The organism is Novosphingobium sp. 11B, assembly GCF_054589055.1.
In genome coordinates this window covers 5455-25570 of record NZ_BAAILP010000212.1, presented here as the reverse complement: position 1 = coordinate 25570, position 20116 = coordinate 5455, and the positions used below count along the sequence as shown (strand labels likewise).

Here is a 20116-nt window from a genome sequence, read left to right as displayed (position 1 = left end):
CCCGGACTTGATCCGGGACCGGTGGCTGTCTTTAGGCGAGGCCGGGCTGCGCGCGCGGCAAGTGGACCGTTCTCGGCCAGCTGTCCCGGATCAAGTCCGGGACTACGACTAGGAAAATCGCTCCATCTGCGCGGCAAAATTTGCCGCATCAGTGGATAACTCTCGTATAGGATTGTTGGTTCCCAATTTATAGGAATAGATTCCGAGCCCATGGATGCGTTGCAAGGGGCTGCGCGTGCCATCGGGGTTCGCCATGTCGAAGATCACTGTCGCGCTTGAGGCTGCGGTTGCTGCGGTCAGCGCCAATACGCCGCCGGAAGGCACCGAGCAGACCCGGCGGCAGCGGGCCGAGGTGGACCGCGCTTTCGCCTGCATCCTCAAGCTGATCGCGCCGCGCATTCGCCATTTCATCCGCCAGTATGGCCTCGTCGGCCACTGGGACGATGCGGAGCAGTGCTGCGCGATCGCCGTCCACCGCGCGATCCTGGCTTACGAGCCGGAGAAGGCGCAGTTCACCACGTTCGTGAACTGGCAGATCCGCGGCGAACTGCAGAGCCTGCGTTTCCGCGTCATGACCGACCAGCGCCCCTCCGCGCGCAAGGTGGAAGCCACCACCGTCTCGCTCGACGCCATCACCGGGGGCGAGGACGGGGAGGGGCTGTCGATCCTGGCGGCTATCGCCGACGAGGATGCGCTCGGCCGCACCGAGGCCGGGGCCAGCGACTACCTCGCCCATTCGGCGATGAGCGCGCTGACCGACAGCTATGTCGAGCACATGCGCAATTCCGGGCTCGACCGCATCCGCCGCCGCGCCCAGCCCCGCAAGCTGACTCGCGCCGAGCGCGCCGCCGGGGCGGTGGCGCAGCGCCGTCCGGTGCTCGATACCGGAGAGGTCGGAGAGCTGGAACAGCGCCTCCAGCACAACCGCCAGGTCGTCGAGGGCCGCCTGTTCGAGACTTCGGCGCTCGATGGTTGCGAGGACGAGACTGCCCGCGAACGCATGCGCCAGATCGCCAAGCGCGCCGCCAAGACCATGGGCGACCTCGCCGTCGCCGACCCGCGCTTCGCGCTCATGGCCGAATACCGCGAGGCGATGGTCGCAGCGCACTGAGCGTCACGATGCCGGCGAAGGCACCTGACTCCATCATCGTCATTCCCGCGAAAGCGAGAGCCTATCTCCCGAAGGTGCCTGTTGCACCGGCATCAGTTGGGTCCCCGCCTTCGCGGGGATGACTTCACAGGGATTGAGGGGACGTATTTCAATCGGGCGCATCGTGCTCACACGCTACGTCCTCACCCCACCGGCACCGCGCCGTTCTCGTTCGCCAGCCCGGCCATCACGGTGCGGTTGACGGTGATCAGTTCGTCCACGCTCTCGCGCCCAGTGATGACCTGCGAGGTGTACTTGTCCACCCACAGGCTCAGCGAGATGATCCCGGCGCGCAATTCGTCGGGCAGGGCGTTGGCGGAATCGATGCACAGCGTGCGGAAGGCGCCCCAGACCTCGCGGTTGCGGTGAAGCGCGGGAGCCAGTTGCACGCCCGAAAACCCGGCATCGCGCGCGGCGATCATCTGCGCGGTGATCTCGGTCATCAGCCGGAATTCGGTGCTGCGGGGCGTCTCGGCGACCTTGCGGGCGCGGACGTAGGCGTTAACGGACATCGGGGCTCCCGGGCGGGGTGGGGCAAATAGCGTCGCCCGAGTCATATAGGACGCCCGGCCGTCGCCCGGTCGCGCCTGCGAAAAATGCGCGAGCCACCACCGCGATGCAGCACGGCGTCCTATAATTCAGCAAAGGTCCCGTCTCTCGCGGGCATAGCTTTCTCGGAAATTTCCATGCTCAATATCGTCGGCCTCGTCGTCATTCTGGTGTGCGTCTTCGGCAGCTTCTTGATGTCGGGCGGCAGCATGGGCGTCATCTTCCACGCCCTGCCGCACGAGATGATGGCGATCGGCGGAGCCGCGCTGGGCGCATTCGCGCTGGGCAATTCGATGACCACGCTGAAGAAGGCGGGCAAGGGCATCGCCCGCGTGTTCAAGGGCGAGCGCTGGAAGGAGGCGGACTACCGCGACCTCCTCGCACTGCTGTTCGCGCTGCTCGCCACTTTCCGCAAGGGCGGCGCCAACGCCATCGAACCGCATCTCGACCGGCCGGAGGAAAGCGCGCTGTTCTCCCGCTATCCGCGCCTGCTGGCGGACCACGAGCTGATCGAGTTCATCTGCGACTACCTGCGCATGATGACCGTCAACTTCGAGGACCCGCACCAGCTGGCCGAGGCGATGGAGGGCGACATGGAGCGCCATCACCACGAGGAACTCGGCCCCCAGCACGCGATCCAGATGATGGCCGACGGCCTGCCCGCGATCGGCATCGTCGCGGCGGTTCTGGGCGTGATCAAGACTATGAGCTCGATCGACCAGCCCACCGAGATCCTCGGCGCGATGATCGGCGGCGCGCTGGTCGGCACGTTCCTCGGCGTTCTGCTCGCCTACTGCCTCGTCGGCCCGATCGCGCAGAAGCTGCAGCAGATCATCGACGCTGATTTCAAGCCCTACACGCTGGTCAAGACCGCCATCGTCGGCCACGCGCAGGAGCAGCCCACCGAGATCGCCATCGAACTGGCCCGCCGCATGACGCCGTCGAACTACGCTCCCAGCTTCCAGGAGATGGAGACGGCGCTGGAGGCGGTGAAGGAACAGCTCAATGCCGCTCCGGCCTAAGGCGCGCTGACCCATGGCCACCAAGGGCAACGACAAGCGCCCCATCGTCATCCGCAAGGTCAAGAAGGTGGTCGGCGGCGGCCACCATGGCGGCGCATGGAAGGTCGCCTATGCCGACTTCGTGACCGCGATGATGGCCTTCTTCATGCTGCTGTGGCTGCTCGCCAATCCGGACGAAGTGCAGCTCAAGGGCCTTGCCGAATACTTCTCCGCCGATTCCGAGAAGGCCAACCCCGCGACCACGCTGACCAAGGACCCCGGCATGCAGCCGGGATCGGGCGGCCACGGGCGCAACAATCAGGGCGACAAGGAAGAGCCCGAAGGGCAGCCCGCATCGGAGGCCGGGACCGTGGGCACCGCGCGCGGGGGCACGGCCGAAGTGCCCGCAGCTTCGCTGCGCGTCATGGCGCAGGAGATGCAAGTCGCGCTGCAGCCGCCGATGGACACCCAGGGCCGCGCCAATGTCGACGTGCGGCCGAGCCGCGAGGGGATGCGTATCCACCTCGTCGACAATGCGCAGCGTTCGATGTTCAAGGGCAGCACCGCGCAGCTCAACGACTTCGCGCGGGCGCTGCTGACGCGGGCGGCGAAGCAGCTTGCCGGGATCGACGCGCGCATCGCCATCGAGGGCCATACCGATGGCGCGGGCGGGAACAGCGACGCAAACTGGCAGCTTTCGGCTGATCGCGCCCTTGCCGCGCGGGCGGCGCTGGTGGCGGCGGGGCTGCCGGCTGACCGCTTTGCGGAGGTCGTTGGCAAGGCGGGCAACGAGCCGGTCTATCCCGACCAGCCCGATCGCCCCGAGAACCGCCGCATCACCATCGTCGTCATGGCCGAGGCGGGCGCGCTGCCGCATGACGCCAGCTTCAAGTTCTGAGCGGAGGGCGGCATGATCAAGCGCATCGTGATGGGCCTGTTCGCCACCGTGGCGGGGCTCGGCGTCGGCGGGGCGGGGGCCTGGGGCGTGCTCCACTTCGCGCCGCAACTGGTGACGGGCCATGCGAAGAAGCCCGGCAAAGGCCCGACCGAGTTCGTGCCGCCGGTGGAAGTGCTGGCGCCGCTGGTCTTCGCCGACGGGCGGCTTTCGGGCTACGAAACCTTCGAGATCCAGCTTGAGGTGCCGCAGGGCACGACCGAGGAAGTGGGCGCGAAGCTGCCGCTATTGATGAACGCGGTGAACCTGCGGACCTATCGCACGCCGATGGCCAGCGGGCCGGACGGGATGCTGCCGGGGCTCGATGCCTTCCGCAAGGTGGTGATGGACGCCGCGCTGGAGGTCTACGGCAAGGACGCGGTACGCTCCGTGGCGGTGACGAAGGCGTCGCCGGGGTAGGGGCTGCGCTGGAACCCCATCCTTCGACAAGCTCAGGATGAGCGGAGTGTGGGGCGCGCGCAGGGAGACAAACGCCCTCAACCCGCTCAGGCTGAGCTTGTCGAAGCCCCTTGCGGCAAGGCGCTACCCGAAACTCTTCACCAGAGACCCCGCGACCAGCGCCCAGCCATCGACCAGCACGAAGAAGATGATCTTCATCGGCAGCGAGACCGTCGCGGGCGGCAGCATCATCATGCCCATGGCCATCAGCACCGCCGCCACCGCAAGATCGATCACCAGGAACGGCAGCAGCAGCAGGAAGCCGATCTCGAAGGCGCGGCGCAGTTCGGAGATCATGAAGGCGGGCATCAGCGTCGTCATCGGCAGTTCCGCGCGGCTCTTCGGGACTTTGCCCGAGAGGCTGACGAACAGCTTCACGTCGTCGTCGCGCACTTGCTTCAGCATGAAGGTGTGGAACGGCTTGCTGGCGCGGGACAGGGCCTCGGTTTCGTTGATCTGCCCGGCGTTGTAGGGCCCCATCCCCTGCTTCCACGCCGCGTCGAACGTCGGCGCCATGACGAAGAAGCTGAGGAACAGCGCCAGCGAAATGACGATCGGATTGGGCGGCACGCCCTGCACGCCCATCCCCGAGCGCAGCAGCGAGAGCGCCACGACGATGCGGGTGAACGAGGTAATCGTCATCAGGATGCCCGGCGCCAGGCTGAGCACCGTCAGCACCATCACCAGCTGCAGCACCCGGCCCGACATCGTGCCGCCGCCGGTCAGGGCGCTCGCTGCGCCTGCGGCGCCAGCACTCTGGGCCATCGCCGCGACGGGCAGGGCGAGCACCACCAGAACCGCGAGAACGGCCAGAATGCGCCGAAGCACGGTTTCCCCGGGGAAACCGGCAGGGGTGGCAGGGACGCTCATCAGTGCAGTTCCGTCTTCACGTCCTGCGTGAACCAGACGTCCGGGAGCACTGGAATGCGGGCCGCGAAGGAGGCCGTCTGCGCTTCCGGTTCCTTCTCAAATATCTGATTTTCATCATTTTGTTTGACAATCTCGACCACCTTCGGAGCGACCGCGCTGTCCAGCACCGTCACCCCTTCCGGGCCGATCAGGACGCTGAATTCGGTATCGTCACGGCGCAGCAGCACCAGCGAGCGGCGCTGGTCCACGGCAAGCCGCTCGACCACCTGCAAACGCTTGTCAGGACCAGTATTACCCAGCTTTTCCAGCCACTTGCGTGGCATGGTCAGGTCGTAGCGCTTGACCGCCCACAAAGCGCAGACAAGGGCACCCAACACGACCATAAGGGCACCCAGCATGCGCACAAGCGAGAACAGGTCCACCTTTCAGCGCTCGGCCTGGACCACACGGGTGATTTCAAGCGACATGGCCTCGCCGTTGACGAGGATGCGGCCCTCGGCGACGAGGCGGTCGTTGACGTAGAGGCGCGTCGGATCGTCCTGCCCGCAGTCGAGCTGGATCATCGCGCCGCGGCTCATCTTGAGCACCTGGCGGACCGGGATGCTGGTGGAGCCCAGCACGATCTGCAGGTCGATGGGAATGCCTTCGAGGACGGACACCGCGCGTCTCCTTTCACTGGCAGCTTTATAGGGGAAAAGTTTATAGGAGTAGTGCGCCACTAGGAAAAAGTTGCCTATAAGGTGGTTAAGGGCATCTGGGGACCACGTGTGGCGGAACTGGGCAATTCGATCGACGTCTCGGCATCGGGCCTGCGCGCGCAGGCGCTGCGGATGCGCGTCATCGCCGAGAACCTCGCCAATTCGGACTCCATCGCCACGACGGCCGAGGGCGATCCCTATCGCCGCCGCGTCGCCAGTTTCGCAGCGGAGGTCGATCGGAATACCGGCGCCACGCAAGTTACCGTGAAGTCCATCGAAGCGGACAAGAGTGCCTTCGGTCGCATCTACCAGCCCGGCAATCCCGTCGCCGACGCGCAAGGGTATGTCGAGCAGCCCAACGTCAATCCGCTGATCGAGGCCGCCGACATGAAGGCGGCGCAGCGGTCCTACGAGGCCAACCTCAACGCCATCGAGGCGGCGCGCGGCATGACCATGCGCACCGTCGATCTGCTGAAGTAAGGGCGAGGCAATGTCGATCGGCTCCCTCGACGGGCTTTCCGCTTACGCCCGGGCGGCCCGGGCCACCAATCCGCTGTCCGATACCGGACAGAAGAGTGGCGGCCTTGCGCCCTCCGGCGGTCTCGCGCCGAGCGGCGGTGGGTTCGGCTCGATGGTCGAGAGCATGGTCTCGCAGACCGGCGACGCGCTGCGCAATGCCGAGACGCAGAGCATCAAGCAGATCGGCGGCAAGGGCGACCTGATCGACGTCGTCACCGCCATCGGCGCGGCGGAAACCGCGCTCGATACGGTAGTGGCGGTGCGCGACCGGGTGGTCTCGGCCTACTCCGACATCATGAAGATGCAGATCTAGGGATGAGCGGGTGTTGCGCCCTGTCCGGGGGGCTTCGATGCTTCGACAAGCTCAGCACTCAGCTTGAGCGGGGTCGGGGGGCTTTGGCCCTTTACTCGGAACCCTTTTGCCTATCCTCCGCTCACTCCGCTCATCCTGAGCTTGTCGAAGGATGGGAGGCCCACACAGCCCCATGATCATGGCCCCATGACCCCCGACGCCGCCATAGAACTCGCCCGCGCCGCGCTGGTGCTGATGCTGACCATCTGCGGGCCGATGCTGATCGCCGCACTGATCGTCGGCGTGCTCATCGGCCTGCTCCAGGCGCTGACGCAAGTGCAGGAAATGACGCTGACTTTCGTGCCCAAGCTGCTGGTGCTGGGCGTGGTGATGCTGCTCAGCCTGCCGATGATCGGCCATGCCCTGAGCAATTTCATGGACCGCGTGGCCGACGCCATCGTCGCGCATTAGGCCGCAGATCGTGCTTGATCGAAGCCCGCATAGGCGAGAGCTGGGGCATCAAAACCCGATCCGTCATCCCCGCGAAGGCGGGGACCCATCTGATGCCCGTGCAACAGGCAATGTCATCAATTGGGTTCCCGCCTTCGCGGAAATGACCAGTTGGGTGTACCGCGCGGGCACGACCGCATGAACGCCATCGACCTGGCGACGCTGCTGCGCCTGCCGATCGATACGGCGGCGTTCCTGCTGCTGTTCTGCCGCGTCGGTAGCGTCATCATGCTGCTGCCCGCCTTCTCTGACGACGGATTGCCGATGCAGATCCGCCTCGTCATGGCGCTGGCCTTCACCTTCGGCATGTACGGCATGCTGGAGCCGCACGTGACGCCTGCGCTGCAGTCCGGCCTGTCGATGCCGCTGCTGGTGATCGGCGAGGTCATGGTCGGCCTTGCGCTCGGCATGATCGTGCGCATCCTGTTCAGCGCCGCCGCCATTGCCGGGGCGCTGGCCTCGCAGCAGGTGGGCTTGTCCTCCGCGCTGGTGGTCGATGCGGCGATGGGCGGGCAGGTGCCGCTGCTCGCGCGGTTCGTCGGCGTCGCGGCGATCGTGGTGTGCCTTTCGACGGGCGTGCATCACTTGTGGATCGCCTCGATCTTCAAGTCCTACGCCAGCTTTCCGGTCGGCGGGATGCCGCCTGCCGCCGACTTCGCGCATCTCGCCGTCGCGGTCATGGGGCAGGCGACGGCGCTGGGGCTGAGCCTGTGCGCGCCGCTGATCCTCTACGGCATGCTGTTCAATCTGGGGCAGGGGCTGGCGGCGCGGGTGGCGCCCTCGATCCAGGTGTTCTTCATCATGCAGCCGGCGAACCTGCTGCTCGGCCTCTCGGTGCTGGCGATGACGCTGGGGGCGATGCTCACCGCTTTCGCCAACGCCATGGCCACGTTCATGCAGAGCGGGTGGACCCTCTGACATGGCCGATGACGCCGCCGACAAGGACCAGCGCACACACGAGCCTACGCAGAAGAAGCTCGACGACGCCCGCAAACGCGGCGAAGTCGCCATTGCGCCAGAGGTCCGCCACGCCACCATGATGGCCGGCGCGCTGGCGGTGACGGGCTGGCTCGGCCTCTCGGCGATCGAGAGTCTGGGTACTATGCTCAAGCGGCTCTGGGGCGATGCCGAGGATTTCAGCCTCGATCCGGACGGCGCGCAGGGGCTCGCCACCGGGGTCGCGTGGCACACGCTGGTGTCGCTGCTGCCGGTCTTCGCGGTGCTGATGGCCGCGGCGGTGAGCACGATATTCCTGCAGGGCCGCGCGGTGATGAGCTGGTCGCGTCTTTCGCCCAAATGGTCCAAGCTCTCGCCCGCCAGCGGTTTCTCGCGCCTGTTCGGCACCCGCGCGCTGGTGGAATTCGCCAAGACGCTGGCCAAGATGAGCGCTATCGGCCTCGTGGTGTGGATGGTGCTGGCGCCGCGTCTGCAGGGCGTGGACGGGCTGGTCGGCCGCTCTCCCGCCGCAGTGGGCGCGGCGGCGGGGGGGCTCGCGTTCGAGGCCCTGCGCGCGGTGGCGATGCTGGTCGCGGGGCTCGCGCTGTTCGACTTCCTGTGGCAGCGGCGCAGCTTCATGCAGCGCATGCGCATGACCCTTCAGGAAGTGAAGGACGAGCACAAGCAGAACGACGGCGATCCCAAGATCAAGGCCAAGATCCGCCAGATCCAGATGCAGCGCTCGCGCAAGCGGATGATGTCGGCAGTGCCGACCGCCAGCGTAATCGTGACCAACCCGACGCACTACGCGGTCGCGCTCAAGTACGAGCATGGCGTGACCGCCGCGCCGACCGTGGTGGCGAAAGGCGTGGACGCGGTGGCGCTGCGCATCCGCGAGGTCGCGGCCGAGGCCGGGGTGCCGATCCTGGAAAACCCGCCGCTGGCCCGCGCGCTCTTCGCGGCGGTGGAGATCGACCACCCCATCCCGATCGAGCACTATCAGGCGGTGGCGGAGATCATCGGCTATGTGCTGAAGCTGGCGAAGAAGGCGGGGAAATAGGGTGGGACCCGTCCGGCTAGGTCGCTTCGCTCCCAAGCCTCCCGGCCTTCCCTCCTTCGACAAGCTCAGGATGAGCGGGAGGGCGCGGCGTCTTTTCTCCCCTCCCGCTTGCGGGAGGGGCCGGGGGTGGGCGTTCTTTGAACATATTCGGCCCGCCCCTCCCAACTTCATCCTATAATGCACACGATGCCCCGGCTGCCCTTCCTCCTCGCGCTTCTCGCCCTGTTGTCGCCCTCGGTGGCACAGGCAGGACCGCAGCCGCGCATCAAGGACATCGTCGACGTCGAGAACGTGCGCACCAACCAGCTGGTCGGCTACGGTCTGGTCGTTGGCCTGCAGGGCACCGGCGACCGCATCCGCAACGTCCCCTTCACCGAGGAGACCTTGCAGGCGATGCTGGAGCGCATGGGCGTCAACATCCGGGGCACCCAGATGCTCACCCAGAACGTCGCCGCCGTGACCGTCACCGCGACGATGCCGCCGTTCGCGCGCTCGGGATCGACCGTGGACGTGCAAGTCTCGGCCCTTGGCGACGCCAGCAGCCTGCAGGGCGGCATCCTCCTCGTCTCCTCGCTGCGGGCGCTGGACGGGGAGATCTACGCCGTGGCGCAAGGCCCCGTCGCGGTCTCCGGCTTCAAGGCGCAAGGCGCGGGCGCGAAGCTCAGCCGGGGCGTGATGACCACTGCGCGCATCGCCGGCGGCGCCATCATCGAGCGCGAGGTGCCTTATGACCTGCGCAATGCCCACTCGCTGAAACTGGCGCTGAAGAACCCCGATTTCACCACCGCGCGCCAGATCGCCCAGACCATCAACCGGCAGGCTCCCGGCTCGGCCGAAGTGCTCGACCCCGGCACGGTGGAGCTGCGCCCCTACGGCAGCGGCTCGCTGATCGACCTCGTCACACAGGTCGAGAACCTGACCGTCGCGGTCGACCAGCCCGCGCGGATCGTCATCAACGAGGCGGCGGGCACCGTGGTCATGGGCGCGGACGTGCGCGTCAGTCCGGTGGCCATCGCGCAAGGGGGGCTGACGATCAGCGTCACCGAGACCCCGGTGGCCTCGCAGCCCGCGCCGTTCTCGGGCGGGCAGACGGCGGTATTGCCGCGCACCACCATCCAGGCGAACGACGGAAACGGCGCGGCGCTCGCGATGCTGACCAGCGGCACTTCGCTGCAGACGCTGGTGGGCGGCCTCAATGCGCTGGGCGTCAGCCCGCGCGATCTCATCACCATCCTGCAGGCGCTCAAGACGGCGGGCGCCTTGCAGGCCGAAATAGCGGTGCAGTAGGATGAGCGATCCGATCAATACCTATCCGACGCAGGCGCGCGTCATCTCTCAGGACCGCAGCCCGGCGGCGGTGGCGCGCCAGTTCGAGGGCGTCTTCGCAGGGCAAATCACCAAGATCATGATGGAAACCGTGGAGCAGGACGAGCAGTTCTCCGGCGGCCACGGCGAGGAGATGTTCCGCGGCATCCTGGCCGAGCAGATCGGCAACTCCATCGCGTCCGGCAAGGGCCTCGGCATCGCCTCTGCGGTCGAGGCGCAGATCATCCGCCTGCAGGGCGCGACCAATGCCGAGTGACAACGAGACCGCCGCCGCCATCATCGAAGTCATGACCTCGCTTTCGTCAGTGATGCGCGAGGAGACGCGCGCGCTGGAGAGCGGCATCCGCGCGCTCGACCTGGCCGAGCTGGCCTCGGCCAAGGCGCGGCTCGTGGGCACGCTGGAGGAACGCCTCGCCCGCGTGACGCGGCAGGAGCCGGGCTGGACCGCGCAGCTGGACGCCCCCTTGCGCGAGAGCTTCACCGAAGCGCTGGGCGAGCTGCGCGCCGCCTCGATGGTCAACGCCGCGCTGCTGGAACGCCACATCGAGCTGTCGGCCGACCTGATGGGCGCGATTGCGTCCGAGGCCAAGCGCCTGACCGGCAATCGCGCCTACGCCTACGGGGCGAGCGGCACCCTTGCCCGCGCGGACCTGACGACGCCGATTTCGCTCAACGGGGAGTTCTGAGCGGGTAATTTTCGGGAGCCCCGCCGCCCTCCGGCGTGCTAAGGCCGCAGTCTGTTTCGGGAAGGAGCGGCCTGATGGGCGGTATCTGCGGGAAACCGGTTCTGCTGCTGGCGGCGGCCATGGCATTCACCGCTTCGACGGCGCGGGCGCAGTCTGCGGGCACGCTGATCGCGGCCGATCCGGTCGCCACCGCGCCTGCCGGCATGAAGGCCTGGCGGATCCGCTACTGGACCCGTGACGAGAAAGACCTGCCCCTCGCGGTGACCGGTATGGTCGTCGCCCCCGCTGCCCCCGCTCCCGCTGCTCCCGCCCGGCCGGTCATCGCCTGGACGCACGGGCTGGTCGGCATCGCGCGCCGCTGCGCGCCGTCGCTGGGGGACGACAACTTCACCGTGATCCCCGGCCTGAAGGACGCCCTCGCCCGCGGTTATACCGTGGTCGCGCCCGACTATCCGGGGCTGGGGTCGGAAGGCGTGCATCCGGTGCTGATCGGCGTGAGCGAGGGCCGTTCCACCCTCGATGCGGTGCGCGCCGCGCGTCGCATCCCGGCGGCGGCGAGCGGCACCCGCTTCGCGCTCTGGGGGGAATCGCAAGGCGGCCACGCAGCCTTGTGGTCCGGCCAGATCCAGGCACGCTACGCGCCCGAGCTGCAGCTGGCGGGGATCGTCGCGGTGGTGCCGCCGACCGACCTTGCCCGCAACTTGACGGAAGGCAGCGACCCGCGCGTGCGCGCCCTGTTGATCGCCTATACGGCGACCAGCTGGTCGCGGCTCTACGGCGCGCCCATGGCGACGTTCGGGTCGGCCTCGGTCCAGCGCTTGATGATGCGGCTCGCCGACAACAACTGCGTTCGCTTCGACGCCCGGCCCAAGCTGGGCACCATCGTCGGCATCGCCATTGCCCAGCGGGCGATCGCCAGGCTCGATTTATCCCGGCAGCAGCCCTGGGGCCGCATGATGCGCGCAAACAGTCCCTCGGCGGCGGCGATCCCGGTCCCCGCCCTGATCGCGACCGGAACGGCGGACACGATCGTCGCCCCGGCCGTGGTGCGCGACTTCGCCCGCCTCGCCTGCAGGCGGGGCAGGACCGTGCGCTTCATGTCGATACAGGGGGGGCGGCACGAGACCGTCGCGCGCAGCGATGCGGCGGCGATGCTGGACTGGATCGACGCCCGCTTCGCCGGCCGCAAGGCACCGGGCAACTGCGGCACGTTCTGAAAGACGATCCCCGGTCAGCCCTTCCCGGCCTGAATTCCGAGCCATTGCTCGGTGTGTTTGCGCAAGTCGATCCCCGCGTTGTGGTCATATGCGATCCAGGCGCTCGTCACCAGCATCGTCCACAAGATGCTGAACAGCGATCCGACCAGGAAGTATTCGGCGAAATTGCGCTCGTCCATGTCCTTGAAGCGCGCGACGGTCTTGAGCGCGATCACGGCGGCAAGGATCTCCCAGCTATGGACGATGATCCCCGTGGCCAGGATCAGCCGTTCGAATACGCCGATCCAGCGGCCCGCGTTGTGCGCCGGGGTAGAAAGATGCGCGATGGAATCCTTCAGGCCGCTGAGGTGGAAGATCCCCCGGCAGATCAGGTTGCCCACCCAGGTCAGCAGTATCAGGGCTACTGCGGTGTAAAGGAATGCGCACCCCATTTGTCGGCCCCCGGCAATCGGTATCGATGGTCAAGTTCGGCGAGCGCCTTGTGAATGGCGGCCCACTGGATAACATACAGCTCGAAGTCGCCTGCGCTTCGCACTTTGTAGACGTTGTGTACGCTGACATTGCGGGCGTGCGCCACTTCGGCGACCGAGGCCCCGGCCAGCAGCTTGACGATATCGCCGCGCTGGGCCTGCGACCACCTGCGTTCGATGGCGGTCAGGCTTGCGCCGCTTGCTTCCAGCAGGGTTTCGAGAAGCTCGTACTGCGGGAAGGAGAAGCGATAACGGCTCGCAGAGCGCTTTTCCCCCAGACGTTCCCGCGCGTCGGCGAAGCCCGGCCCCATCATGTTCCAGGCGCGCCGGGAATTGACCGGTGTTCTAAGATCGATGCTGCCGATCACGAAACGGCAGTCGATGTCCTTGCCCAGCAACTCGAAGCGGATCTCGCGCGCGGCTTGCGCGGCAGCTACCAGCGAGGTGAACAGGCCCTGGAATTCGTCGCCGAGCGTTATCGTCAATGGCGAGGCCATGTCGGCGGCAAGGGCCTTGTTCTGGCGGTCGATCGCGGCATTGAACCGGGCATGCAGGTCCCGGGGGTCCGCATGCCGCTCGCTCCCCACGAGATCGCCCATGAGGACGGCATGGAAGGAGGGGGAGGAAGCCATGAACGCGGTGATGGCATTAACCCAAAAAAGGGTCAATTAAGTTTTTAACCCAAATTCGGTATAATCTAGGAATTACCCCAAAAACGGGTTACGAATCGCGAGCGCCGTGAATGGCGTCGCCCTTACTCGAACACCGCCGAGAGCACCGCCGCGACGTCGGCCGGGGCGAGGGTGTCGAGGATCACTTCCAGATCGGGGCTTTGCGAATAGCCGAGCATGCGGCCGTTCCGGTCGGCGGCGACGGAGAGGACGCGCAGCGCCTCACCCTCGCGCACGACGGCGAGGCCGCCGGTGGCGGGGTAGCGGTCGGGGTCCACCACCAAGGTAGCGCGGCCGGGCAGTCCCGCGCCCAGCGTCGGGCGGCCGAGGCGCAGGCCATAGGCGCGCGGACCCGCGCTGCGCGGCGCCTCGACCTCGGCGCCGGTCGGGGTTGGCGCGATCAGGCCGCCGGGCAGGGGGGTGCCGAGGACGGGAAGCAGGCGCAGGGTCGCGGCGTTGTCGGGAGCCATAGGCTCGATCTTCGGCGCCGGAGTTGGAATCGTTGCCCGTGCTGCTACAGGAGCAGCAACCTCAGGCGCGCCGCCGCTCAGTTCGTCCTTCAGCGCTGCGATGCGCGTGCGCGACTTGGTGAGGCGGATCTCGGGGTTGGCGACCATCGGCAGCACCGCGTCGAGGTCCCCGGCGGCGTGGAGCGCCTCGACCTCGGCCATTAGCGCCTTGTCGTCGGGCGCGCCGAACAGGCGGCGCAGGGCGGCCCGCACGTCCTCGTTCCAGCGTTCCAGCGGCTTGAGCGCATTCTCGATCCGCGACAGTACCACCGGGGCAATGCCATATTCGCTTTCGAGCACCGCGATCGTCAGCGCCGGATCGCCGCCGCGCCGCGCGCGCAGGGCGGCGGCGAGCAGCACCGCGCGCAGTTCGCCCTCAGGGTCGGCAGGGGCGGGGCCGTGGAGAGGTTCCGCCCATGCGGCGACGTCGAAACCTGGGGCATCGACGTCGATCAGCAGTTCCACCGGGTCCACGCCAAGCGCGCGGCCGAGATCACGCAGTTCGTCGGCCCGGGCGAAAATCTCTCCCCGCTCGATCTTGGAGAGGCGGATATAGGTTATTCCCGAAAGCCGCTCCGACAATTCGAGAAGGCTGCCGATATTGAGTTGCTTGCGGAACTTGCGGATGCGGTTCGGGAACACGAGCGTGCGATGGTAATCGATTGTCGTCATCGCCGCCTCCGTTACTTGCCGTGGACCGGCCCGATCGCTTAATTCGGGCAACTTGTCGTTCATCGCAGATCTTGTTCCATTCTGGGGATGGCCGGGACTTTTCATGTCCGACCTTCCCGGTCAATGCGCCCATTCGGAGGGTTCTGCCGAATCGGGTCTTTTTCGCGACCGCCGCTTGATTGGCGGAACTTGGGAATTGGCGCTTACTGCCTTGCGATATCCTTAAAATTTCGCATTTCTTACGCAATCCGGGCAGTTGCCCTCCGCAAAACCGGGGTGTGGATGCGCAAAACGGCGGAATCTGTGGGTTTGCAGGGTAACGCTGCAAGGTCCGAAATGGATGCGAAATTGGGGAGAAGGGGAAGAATTTTCTCCTCGCCAAGGCACATCCTTTAAGTGCTGGCCTAATCCTCCCTGTCGCGCAGCGATGGGGAGGTGGCAGTCGCGCAGCGACTGACGGAGGGTGCTTCGAGCGCGCTAACCCCTCCACCACCGACTGCGTCGGCGGTCCCATTCCCCATTGCTGCGCAACGGGGAGGATGCAGGTCATCCCTTGCCCACCGCCGTCTTCATCAACGCCATCTGCTTGCGATAGAGGTTGGTCATGGCCGCATAGTCCTGCTGGACCTGCCCCAGCGACAGGAGCTGGTCTTCCAGCGTCACGTTGTTGCCGTCCGGCTTGGTCTCGCTGGTATTGCCGTCGAGGACGATCCGCCCGCGCGCCTGCGGGGCCCTAGCGCCCAGCGCGGTCATGCTGCCCGAGAGTTCAACATGCGGGCGCACCACATGCGGCGTGCCGCTCAAGCCCAGTTGGCCGTCCACCAGCGATGAGAAGTCCGGCGCCTCGACCGTGCGGGTCTTGTAGCCGGGCGTCTCGGAGTTGGCGACGTTCTCGGCGATGACACGCTGGCGTTCGGCCATGGACTTCATGGCGCGGCCCATGCCGTCGAACAGGGGGGGGAGGGTGGACATCGGGTGCCTCCTTAGGAACCGGAGAGACGCGAGAGCGCCGCCTGATAGCTGGCGAGCTTGGCCTGCTGGTAGGCGCTGCCGCCGCTGCCGGAAATGGTGCCGTCGACGATCGCCGCCTTGCCCGAATCCCAGTAGAGCGAGCGATAGGCTGACTGGATCATCGACAGCGCGCTCTTGACCCGGGAAAGCGCGGTGCCTGCCGTGGTGGCGTCGGTCAGCGTCAGCGCGCTGGACAAGTTCAGGTTGAAGCGCCCCCCCGGCGTCACCTTGGCGGCTTTCGGATCGAGCACCTTGGAGGGCACGAGGCGGATCGGATCGAGCCCCAGCTTGCCCAGCGCGTCCTTGCCGTCCGCGCCCGCGATCAGTTCCAGCGTGTGGCCGGACTTCACGTCGATCTTGAGGCTGGAGGCGCCGTCGGTGAAGGGCGTGGTGATGGTCGCGTCGGTGCCGGTGATCTTGCGGATCTTGGCGGCGAGGCTGGTCATCGTCTCGCCCTTCTCTATGTTGACGGTGCGCGCGGTCTCGCCGTCGACGCTGATCTTGAAGCTGTCGCCCACCCGCAGCGAGGTCTCGGCCACGAGGTCGCCGGTGCTCTGCTGGTTGAGCACGCCGCGGTGCAGGCCAAGCGCGCCGAGGCCGCCGGTCGCCCCGCCGGCGACGGCGGTGATGCGCACCGGCTCCACGGCGCTGCTGCGCTGGCCCCATTGCGAGACCGTCTGCACCGAGCCGTCGGCGGGATCGATCCGCGCGACGAAGCCGTCCACGCTGCCCGACTTGGTCCCGCCCAGCGTCCCCGCCGTGCGCCCGCCGACATAGAGCGCGCCGTTCAGATAGGCGACGCTGTCCGCCTGATCGGCGCTGTCGGTGCCGATGTAGCTGGTGAGGGTGGCGGAGAAATCCGGCTCGATCAGGGTGACGAAGGCGTCGGTTCCGCCGGAGAGGCCGTTGACCTGCGCGCCGTTCAGCGCGGCGCTGGTGGTGCCGACGACGGCGATCTGGCCGCTGTCCGACACCGCGATCGCCTTGGCCGAGGCGTTGCCCAGCGCCACCGAGCCGAGGTCCGTGCCCAGCGATCCGGCGGCGATCTTGCGCAAGGTGGCGACGCCTTTCTCGTTGGTCAGCGCCAGCAGATTGCCGTCCCCATCGATGGCGAGGGCCGAGATCGAGTCCGACCCGCCGCTGTCGATGGTGCGCCGCTCCTGCATCTTGCCCGCCGCGTCGAGCCGGACGATCACCGCGTCGCCGCCCCCGGCAGAGGCGCGCCCGGCGAGGTAGATCGAACCGTCGTTGCCGACTGTCACCGCGCTGGCGGTCTCGTTGCCGACCTGGCGGATCGCGGTGCTCGAAAGCTCCTCGCCCTTGGTGTTGAAGCGGCTGACGAGGAGGTCGGTCTGGGTATCGTCGCTGCCGTTGAATGCGCCCGAGACGGTGCCCGCAACGACGATCTCTCCGTTGGGCGCGATCGTCACCGCCGCGCCCGAGGCGGTGCCTGCCGCGCCGAGATTGCGCTGCCAGACCACCGTGCCCTCGCTGTCCACTTTGGTGAGGAACAGGTCGTCGGTGCCGTCGCCGGTCTGCGTGCCCATGTCGCCGGCGGTGGTGCCGACGATGTAGCTATAGCCGTTCGCGTCGGTGGCGATGGCATTGGCGGCGGTCGCCGAAACGACGGTGTAGTCGGCGTTCTCGGCCAGTTCGGTTTTGGTGGACTTGGCTGTGGCGGCCGCGCTCGCGGCGGCGCGGGCGGTGGCGTCGGTATCCACGGCGTTGATCTTGCTCAGCCGCTCCCAGGTCAGCGATCCGGCAAGGTCCTCGATGCGGTAGACATTGGCCGAAGTGGGCGACTTGGTGCCCGAGATCGTCGCCGTCTCGCCGCTCGCCACCATCAGCGCATCGCCCGCCGCGACCTGATCGATCGAGACTTTCTCGATGCCTGCGGGGTTGAAGGTGAGGCCCCACTTGCCGTCGGTCTTCTCGACCGTGAAATGCGACTTCCACTGCGAGGTCGTATTGCCCTCGGCGTCGAGAATAGGCGTGCCGCTGGCGTTCGTGGCGATCTTCGCGCCGATCGCGGCATTGAGCGCGGCGGCGACCGAATCAAGCGTCGGGGGCTGTGTGCTCGTCTCGGAAAGATCGACGCTGACGACCTCGCTGGTGGTGCCGCGGGTCAGGGTCACCTGAAAAATTTCACTGCCCGTCAGACCCTCGACCGGGGCCGCGCGGGTGGTCGAAACGCCGGTGCCGGCAACCGCGCCGGTGGCGTAGCGGGCCTCGACGCCGAGGGTGCGGGTGCTGCTCGTCACCGATCCGAAACCGAGTTCGAGAAGATCGGTATCGGCACTCGAAAGGTAGCCCTGAAGGTCCGCCAGACCTTGCGCGAAGCTCTTCTGCAAGGCCGCGCGCTCGGTCGCGGAAATCGTCTTGGACGTGCCTGCCTGCGTCAGAATACGCAGGTTTTCCAGCGCCTTGTAAGCGGTAAAGGCGGTCTGGACGTCGGGCAGGTCCTCCAGCGAACTGTCGCCATTGGCATCGATGATCGAGGCGAGCCGCTTGACCGCCGCGACTTGCGCGCTGGTCGCGGTATCGGTGCCCAGGGCATCGAGCCACGGCGCCGTCGTGGTGGGCGTGGTAAACGCCTTCTTGGCCGCCGTCACCGCCACGCTGTCGGACGAGGCGAGGCTGCTTTGATAGGATGAATAGGCCGAGGTTCCTCCCAGAACCGACAGGCCGATCAACCCATTATTCAGACTTATCGTCAATTGTGCCTCGTGAGCCGGTTGCGTGGGTGTCCCTCCTATAAATAGAAGGAAGACCTTGCGATCGGATGAAATTGCGCATTTTTCAAGGAATCTCGCAGTGAACATGATGACCGCGGTGGGCGAGCCGCCGGAGCTCAAGAAATATTCGGGCACCCAGCGGGCGGCTGCGCTGCTGCTGGCGCTTGGTCAGGAGCACGGAATCCCCATCTGGCAGCAGCTGAACGACGACGAGATCAAGGAGCTGTCTTCCTCGATCGCGTCGCTCGGCCGCGTGCCTGCCGTCGTCGTCGAATACCTGCTCGGCCAGTTTTCGGGCGAGGTCTCCTCGATCACCACGCTGCACGGTTCCTACGAGACGACCGAACGGCTGCTCGAAGGCGTGCTCGCGCCCGAGCGCGTCAAGGACATCATGGAGGACATTCGCGGTCCTTCGGGCCGGACGATGTGGGACAAGCTCTCGAACGTCAGCGAAGGCGTGCTGGCGGGTTACCTCAAGAGCGAGCACCCGCAGACCGTCGCGGTGATCCTGCAGAAGCTCAAGCCCGACCACGCCGCGCGGGTGCTGGCGGCGCTGCCGCGCGACTTCGGCACCGAAGTCGTCATGCGCATGCTCAAGACCGAGACCGTCCAGAAGGACGTGATCGTGCAGGTCGAGCAGACGCTCAAGACCGAGTTCATGACCAACCTCTCGCGCGCGCAGCGCCGCGATCCGCACGAGACCATGGCCGAACTGTTTAACGCGCTCGACCGCTCGACCGAGGAGGCGATGCTCGGCGCGCTCGACGAGAAGGCGCCCGAGGAAGCCGAGCGCATCCGCGCGCTCATGTTCACCTTCGAGGATCTGTCGAACCTGCTGCCGAGCGCGATCCAGGTCATCGTGCGCAACTGCAACAAGCGCGAACTGGCGCTGGCGCTCAAGGGCGCTCCGGAAGAGATGCGCCGCCTGTTCTTCGGCGCCATGACCGAGCGCGCCGCCAAGCTGCTGCGCGACGACATGGCCGCGATGGGGCCGGTGCGCGCCCGCGAATGCGAGGCCGCGCAGGGCAACCTCGTTACGCTCGCCAAGGATCTGGGCGAGCGCGGCGAAATCGTCCTCGCCGACCCCAAGAGCGACGATGCGATGATCTATTGATGACGACTGATGGCGACTAACCCGAAGGCACCCGCCGACGGCGCGGGAACGATACAACCTTTCGGCTTCGACCGGGTGTTCTTCCACCCCGTCGATACGCCGCTGGTCCCCGTGCCCGGCGAGCCCGAGCCTGCGTCCGCCGCGGAAACCCTGCCCGAATCCCTGCGCGACCGGATCGAGGACCTTGAATCCCGCATCGAGCGCATGCAGGCCGAGCACCGCGCCGAACTCGCCCGCGCCCGTGCCGACGGCTTCGAGGCGGGCGCCGCGCAGGCGCGTTCGGAACGCGGCGAGGCTCTGCTGGCGGCGACCGACGCGCTTCACGCCGCGCTCGACGGGATCGAGGGGCAGGTCGAGGCCGTCGCCCGCCGCATGATCGGCGAGGCGGGCGCGGTCGCCCTCCACGCCGCCGAGATGCTGGCCGGCCACGCGATCGAAACATCCCCAGCCCGCGCCGTGGACGAGGCACTGGCGCGCGCGCTGGAGCAAGTGGCGCAAGGCACCGCGCTGGTGGTCCGCGTGAACCCGGAAATGCGCGACGAAGTGGACGTCCTCGTCGAGGCGCGCGAGGCGAAATGTGGCCGCCCGCTGGCGATCACCGTGATCGACGACGAGGCCGTGCCGCAAGGCGACGCGCGCATAGAATGGACCTCGGGCGGCCTCAACGTAGACGCCGAAGCCCGCCGCGCCGCGGTGATGGCGGAACTCGCGGGGGTTTTGCTGTAAC

Annotated in this window: 24 protein-coding genes; 15 read left to right on the top strand and 9 right to left on the bottom strand. The window is 67.0% G+C overall.

Annotated elements, in window-relative coordinates; all coding sequences use genetic code 11:
* Positions 1-253 precede the first annotated feature (253 nt).
* On the top strand, positions 254-1111 hold the full coding sequence (locus tag ACYPYD_RS19615) for a hypothetical protein (RefSeq protein ID WP_037521533.1): 858 nt from the start codon (positions 254-256) through the stop codon (positions 1109-1111).
* 182 nt (positions 1112-1293) lie between these two features.
* Here the strand turns inward: ACYPYD_RS19615 and flaF are convergent, their stop codons facing one another.
* Positions 1294-1662 carry a flagellar biosynthesis regulator FlaF gene (gene flaF, locus ACYPYD_RS19610; protein WP_008832796.1) on the bottom strand — a complete coding sequence of 123 codons (369 nt, stop codon included), beginning with the start codon at positions 1660-1662 and terminating at the stop codon, positions 1294-1296.
* A 174-nt stretch (positions 1663-1836) separates the two neighbouring features.
* On the opposite strand from flaF, the gene motA reads away from it, so the two are divergent.
* From motA to ACYPYD_RS19595, 3 genes are read left to right on the top strand one after another with little or no spacing between them, the layout of a single operon-like run.
* On the top strand, positions 1837-2721 hold the full coding sequence (gene motA, locus ACYPYD_RS19605) for a flagellar motor stator protein MotA (protein WP_008832795.1): 885 nt from the start codon (positions 1837-1839) through the stop codon (positions 2719-2721).
* A 13-nt stretch (positions 2722-2734) separates the two neighbouring features.
* The gene (locus tag ACYPYD_RS19600) at positions 2735-3598 is read left to right on the top strand and encodes a flagellar motor protein MotB (protein ID WP_459664985.1); all 864 of its coding nucleotides are present in this window, start codon (positions 2735-2737) and stop codon (positions 3596-3598) included.
* 12 nt (positions 3599-3610) lie between these two features.
* The gene (locus ACYPYD_RS19595; protein ID WP_083274666.1) at positions 3611-4054 is read left to right on the top strand and encodes a hypothetical protein; all 444 of its coding nucleotides are present in this window, start codon (positions 3611-3613) and stop codon (positions 4052-4054) included.
* A gap of 123 nt (positions 4055-4177) precedes the next feature.
* Here ACYPYD_RS19595 and fliP read toward each other — a convergent pair whose 3' ends face one another.
* Genes fliP through ACYPYD_RS19580 form a run of 3 tightly spaced genes read right to left on the bottom strand, consistent with a single transcriptional unit; the run spans position 4178 to position 5622 of the window.
* Positions 4178-4963 carry a flagellar type III secretion system pore protein FliP gene (gene fliP, locus ACYPYD_RS19590; protein ID WP_459664984.1) on the bottom strand — a complete coding sequence of 262 codons (786 nt, stop codon included), beginning with the start codon at positions 4961-4963 and terminating at the stop codon, positions 4178-4180.
* Positions 4963-5385 (bottom strand): FliO/MopB family protein, encoded by a 423-nt coding sequence (locus tag ACYPYD_RS19585; protein WP_459664982.1) that lies wholly within the window; start codon positions 5383-5385, stop codon positions 4963-4965. Before ACYPYD_RS19585 ends, fliP begins: the two co-directional genes overlap by 1 nt.
* A 3-nt stretch (positions 5386-5388) precedes the next feature.
* Positions 5389-5622, bottom strand: coding sequence for a FliM/FliN family flagellar motor switch protein (locus ACYPYD_RS19580; protein WP_008832790.1), 234 nt, complete (start codon positions 5620-5622; stop codon positions 5389-5391).
* Positions 5623-5730: 108 nt separating this feature from the next.
* Between ACYPYD_RS19580 and flgC the strand changes: the two genes are divergently transcribed.
* The 9 genes from flgC (at position 5731) to ACYPYD_RS19535 (ending at position 12207) form a co-directional block, all read left to right on the top strand.
* Complete coding sequence (gene flgC / locus ACYPYD_RS19575) at positions 5731-6141, top strand: flagellar basal body rod protein FlgC (RefSeq protein WP_008832789.1); 411 nt, start codon at positions 5731-5733, stop codon at positions 6139-6141.
* 10 nt (positions 6142-6151) lie between these two features.
* Positions 6152-6493 (top strand): flagellar hook-basal body complex protein FliE, encoded by a 342-nt coding sequence (locus tag ACYPYD_RS19570; protein ID WP_008832788.1) that lies wholly within the window; start codon positions 6152-6154, stop codon positions 6491-6493.
* Positions 6494-6679: 186 nt separating this feature from the next.
* Complete coding sequence (locus ACYPYD_RS19565; RefSeq protein WP_008832787.1) at positions 6680-6943, top strand: flagellar biosynthetic protein FliQ; 264 nt, start codon at positions 6680-6682, stop codon at positions 6941-6943.
* A 177-nt stretch (positions 6944-7120) separates the two neighbouring features.
* Positions 7121-7900: a flagellar biosynthetic protein FliR gene (locus ACYPYD_RS19560; RefSeq protein WP_459664980.1), complete on the top strand. Its 780-nt coding sequence runs from the start codon at positions 7121-7123 to the stop codon at positions 7898-7900.
* 1 nt (position 7901) lies between these two features.
* On the top strand, positions 7902-8978 hold the full coding sequence (gene flhB / locus ACYPYD_RS19555) for a flagellar biosynthesis protein FlhB (RefSeq protein ID WP_459664979.1): 1077 nt from the start codon (positions 7902-7904) through the stop codon (positions 8976-8978).
* Between the two features lie 186 nt (positions 8979-9164).
* Positions 9165-10265, top strand: a complete 1101-nt coding sequence (locus ACYPYD_RS19550) for a flagellar basal body P-ring protein FlgI (RefSeq protein WP_459664977.1) — start codon at positions 9165-9167, stop codon at positions 10263-10265.
* 1 nt (position 10266) lies between these two features.
* On the top strand, positions 10267-10560 hold the full coding sequence (locus ACYPYD_RS19545) for a rod-binding protein (protein ID WP_008830099.1): 294 nt from the start codon (positions 10267-10269) through the stop codon (positions 10558-10560).
* Entirely contained in the window at positions 10550-10990 is a 441-nt protein-coding gene (locus tag ACYPYD_RS19540) for a hypothetical protein (RefSeq protein ID WP_008830098.1), read from the top strand. Before ACYPYD_RS19545 ends, ACYPYD_RS19540 begins: the two co-directional genes overlap by 11 nt.
* Before the next feature lie 74 nt (positions 10991-11064).
* On the top strand, positions 11065-12207 hold the full coding sequence (locus tag ACYPYD_RS19535) for an alpha/beta fold hydrolase (RefSeq protein ID WP_459664975.1): 1143 nt from the start codon (positions 11065-11067) through the stop codon (positions 12205-12207).
* Between the two features lie 14 nt (positions 12208-12221).
* On the opposite strand, the gene ACYPYD_RS19530 is transcribed toward ACYPYD_RS19535, so the two are convergent.
* The 5 genes from ACYPYD_RS19530 to ACYPYD_RS19510 form a co-directional block, all read right to left on the bottom strand.
* Entirely contained in the window at positions 12222-12587 is a 366-nt protein-coding gene (locus tag ACYPYD_RS19530) for a hypothetical protein (protein ID WP_459664973.1), read from the bottom strand.
* Between the two features lie 20 nt (positions 12588-12607).
* A complete protein-coding gene (locus ACYPYD_RS19525; protein WP_069708448.1) occupies positions 12608-13309 on the bottom strand; it encodes a SatD family protein in 702 nt (233 codons plus the stop codon).
* A 122-nt stretch (positions 13310-13431) separates the two neighbouring features.
* A complete protein-coding gene (locus ACYPYD_RS19520; RefSeq protein WP_459664971.1) occupies positions 13432-14529 on the bottom strand; it encodes a helix-turn-helix domain-containing protein in 1098 nt (365 codons plus the stop codon).
* Between the two features lie 546 nt (positions 14530-15075).
* Positions 15076-15501 carry a flagellar basal body protein gene (locus tag ACYPYD_RS19515; RefSeq protein WP_459664970.1) on the bottom strand — a complete coding sequence of 142 codons (426 nt, stop codon included), beginning with the start codon at positions 15499-15501 and terminating at the stop codon, positions 15076-15078.
* An 11-nt stretch (positions 15502-15512) separates the two neighbouring features.
* On the bottom strand, positions 15513-18257 hold the full coding sequence (locus ACYPYD_RS19510) for a hypothetical protein (protein WP_459664968.1): 2745 nt from the start codon (positions 18255-18257) through the stop codon (positions 15513-15515).
* Between the two features lie 103 nt (positions 18258-18360).
* Here ACYPYD_RS19510 and ACYPYD_RS19505 point away from each other — a divergent pair, with 103 nt between their 5' ends.
* On the top strand, positions 18361-19389 hold the full coding sequence (locus tag ACYPYD_RS19505; RefSeq protein WP_036527424.1) for a flagellar motor switch protein FliG: 1029 nt from the start codon (positions 18361-18363) through the stop codon (positions 19387-19389).
* Between the two features lie 9 nt (positions 19390-19398).
* Positions 19399-20115: a FliH/SctL family protein gene (locus ACYPYD_RS19500; protein ID WP_008832856.1), complete on the top strand. Its 717-nt coding sequence runs from the start codon at positions 19399-19401 to the stop codon at positions 20113-20115.
* The last annotated feature ends 1 nt before the right edge of the window (position 20116 follow it).

What these genes read in the sequence shown, in the direction of transcription:
- ACYPYD_RS19615 (WP_037521533.1), top strand. Translation starts at nt 254, where the DNA reads ATGTCGAAGATCACTGTCGCGCTTGAGGCTGCGGTTGCTGCGGTCAGC.
- flaF (WP_008832796.1), bottom strand. Translation starts at nt 1,662, where the DNA reads ATGTCCGTTAACGCCTACGTCCGCGCCCGCAAGGTCGCCGAGACGCCC.
- motA (WP_008832795.1), top strand. Translation starts at nt 1,837, where the DNA reads ATGCTCAATATCGTCGGCCTCGTCGTCATTCTGGTGTGCGTCTTCGGC.
- ACYPYD_RS19600 (WP_459664985.1), top strand. Translation starts at nt 2,735, where the DNA reads ATGGCCACCAAGGGCAACGACAAGCGCCCCATCGTCATCCGCAAGGTC.
- ACYPYD_RS19595 (WP_083274666.1), top strand. Translation starts at nt 3,611, where the DNA reads ATGATCAAGCGCATCGTGATGGGCCTGTTCGCCACCGTGGCGGGGCTC.
- fliP (WP_459664984.1), bottom strand. Translation starts at nt 4,963, where the DNA reads ATGAGCGTCCCTGCCACCCCTGCCGGTTTCCCCGGGGAAACCGTGCTT.
- ACYPYD_RS19570 (WP_008832788.1), top strand. Translation starts at nt 6,152, where the DNA reads ATGTCGATCGGCTCCCTCGACGGGCTTTCCGCTTACGCCCGGGCGGCC.
- ACYPYD_RS19565 (WP_008832787.1), top strand. Translation starts at nt 6,680, where the DNA reads ATGACCCCCGACGCCGCCATAGAACTCGCCCGCGCCGCGCTGGTGCTG.
- ACYPYD_RS19560 (WP_459664980.1), top strand. Translation starts at nt 7,121, where the DNA reads ATGAACGCCATCGACCTGGCGACGCTGCTGCGCCTGCCGATCGATACG.
- flhB (WP_459664979.1), top strand. Translation starts at nt 7,902, where the DNA reads ATGGCCGATGACGCCGCCGACAAGGACCAGCGCACACACGAGCCTACG.
- ACYPYD_RS19550 (WP_459664977.1), top strand. Translation starts at nt 9,165, where the DNA reads ATGCCCCGGCTGCCCTTCCTCCTCGCGCTTCTCGCCCTGTTGTCGCCC.
- ACYPYD_RS19545 (WP_008830099.1), top strand. Translation starts at nt 10,267, where the DNA reads ATGAGCGATCCGATCAATACCTATCCGACGCAGGCGCGCGTCATCTCT.
- ACYPYD_RS19540 (WP_008830098.1), top strand. Translation starts at nt 10,550, where the DNA reads ATGCCGAGTGACAACGAGACCGCCGCCGCCATCATCGAAGTCATGACC.
- ACYPYD_RS19535 (WP_459664975.1), top strand. Translation starts at nt 11,065, where the DNA reads ATGGGCGGTATCTGCGGGAAACCGGTTCTGCTGCTGGCGGCGGCCATG.
- ACYPYD_RS19525 (WP_069708448.1), bottom strand. Translation starts at nt 13,309, where the DNA reads ATGGCTTCCTCCCCCTCCTTCCATGCCGTCCTCATGGGCGATCTCGTG.
- ACYPYD_RS19520 (WP_459664971.1), bottom strand. Translation starts at nt 14,529, where the DNA reads ATGACGACAATCGATTACCATCGCACGCTCGTGTTCCCGAACCGCATC.
- ACYPYD_RS19515 (WP_459664970.1), bottom strand. Translation starts at nt 15,501, where the DNA reads ATGTCCACCCTCCCCCCCCTGTTCGACGGCATGGGCCGCGCCATGAAG.
- ACYPYD_RS19505 (WP_036527424.1), top strand. Translation starts at nt 18,361, where the DNA reads ATGATGACCGCGGTGGGCGAGCCGCCGGAGCTCAAGAAATATTCGGGC.
- ACYPYD_RS19500 (WP_008832856.1), top strand. Translation starts at nt 19,399, where the DNA reads ATGGCGACTAACCCGAAGGCACCCGCCGACGGCGCGGGAACGATACAA.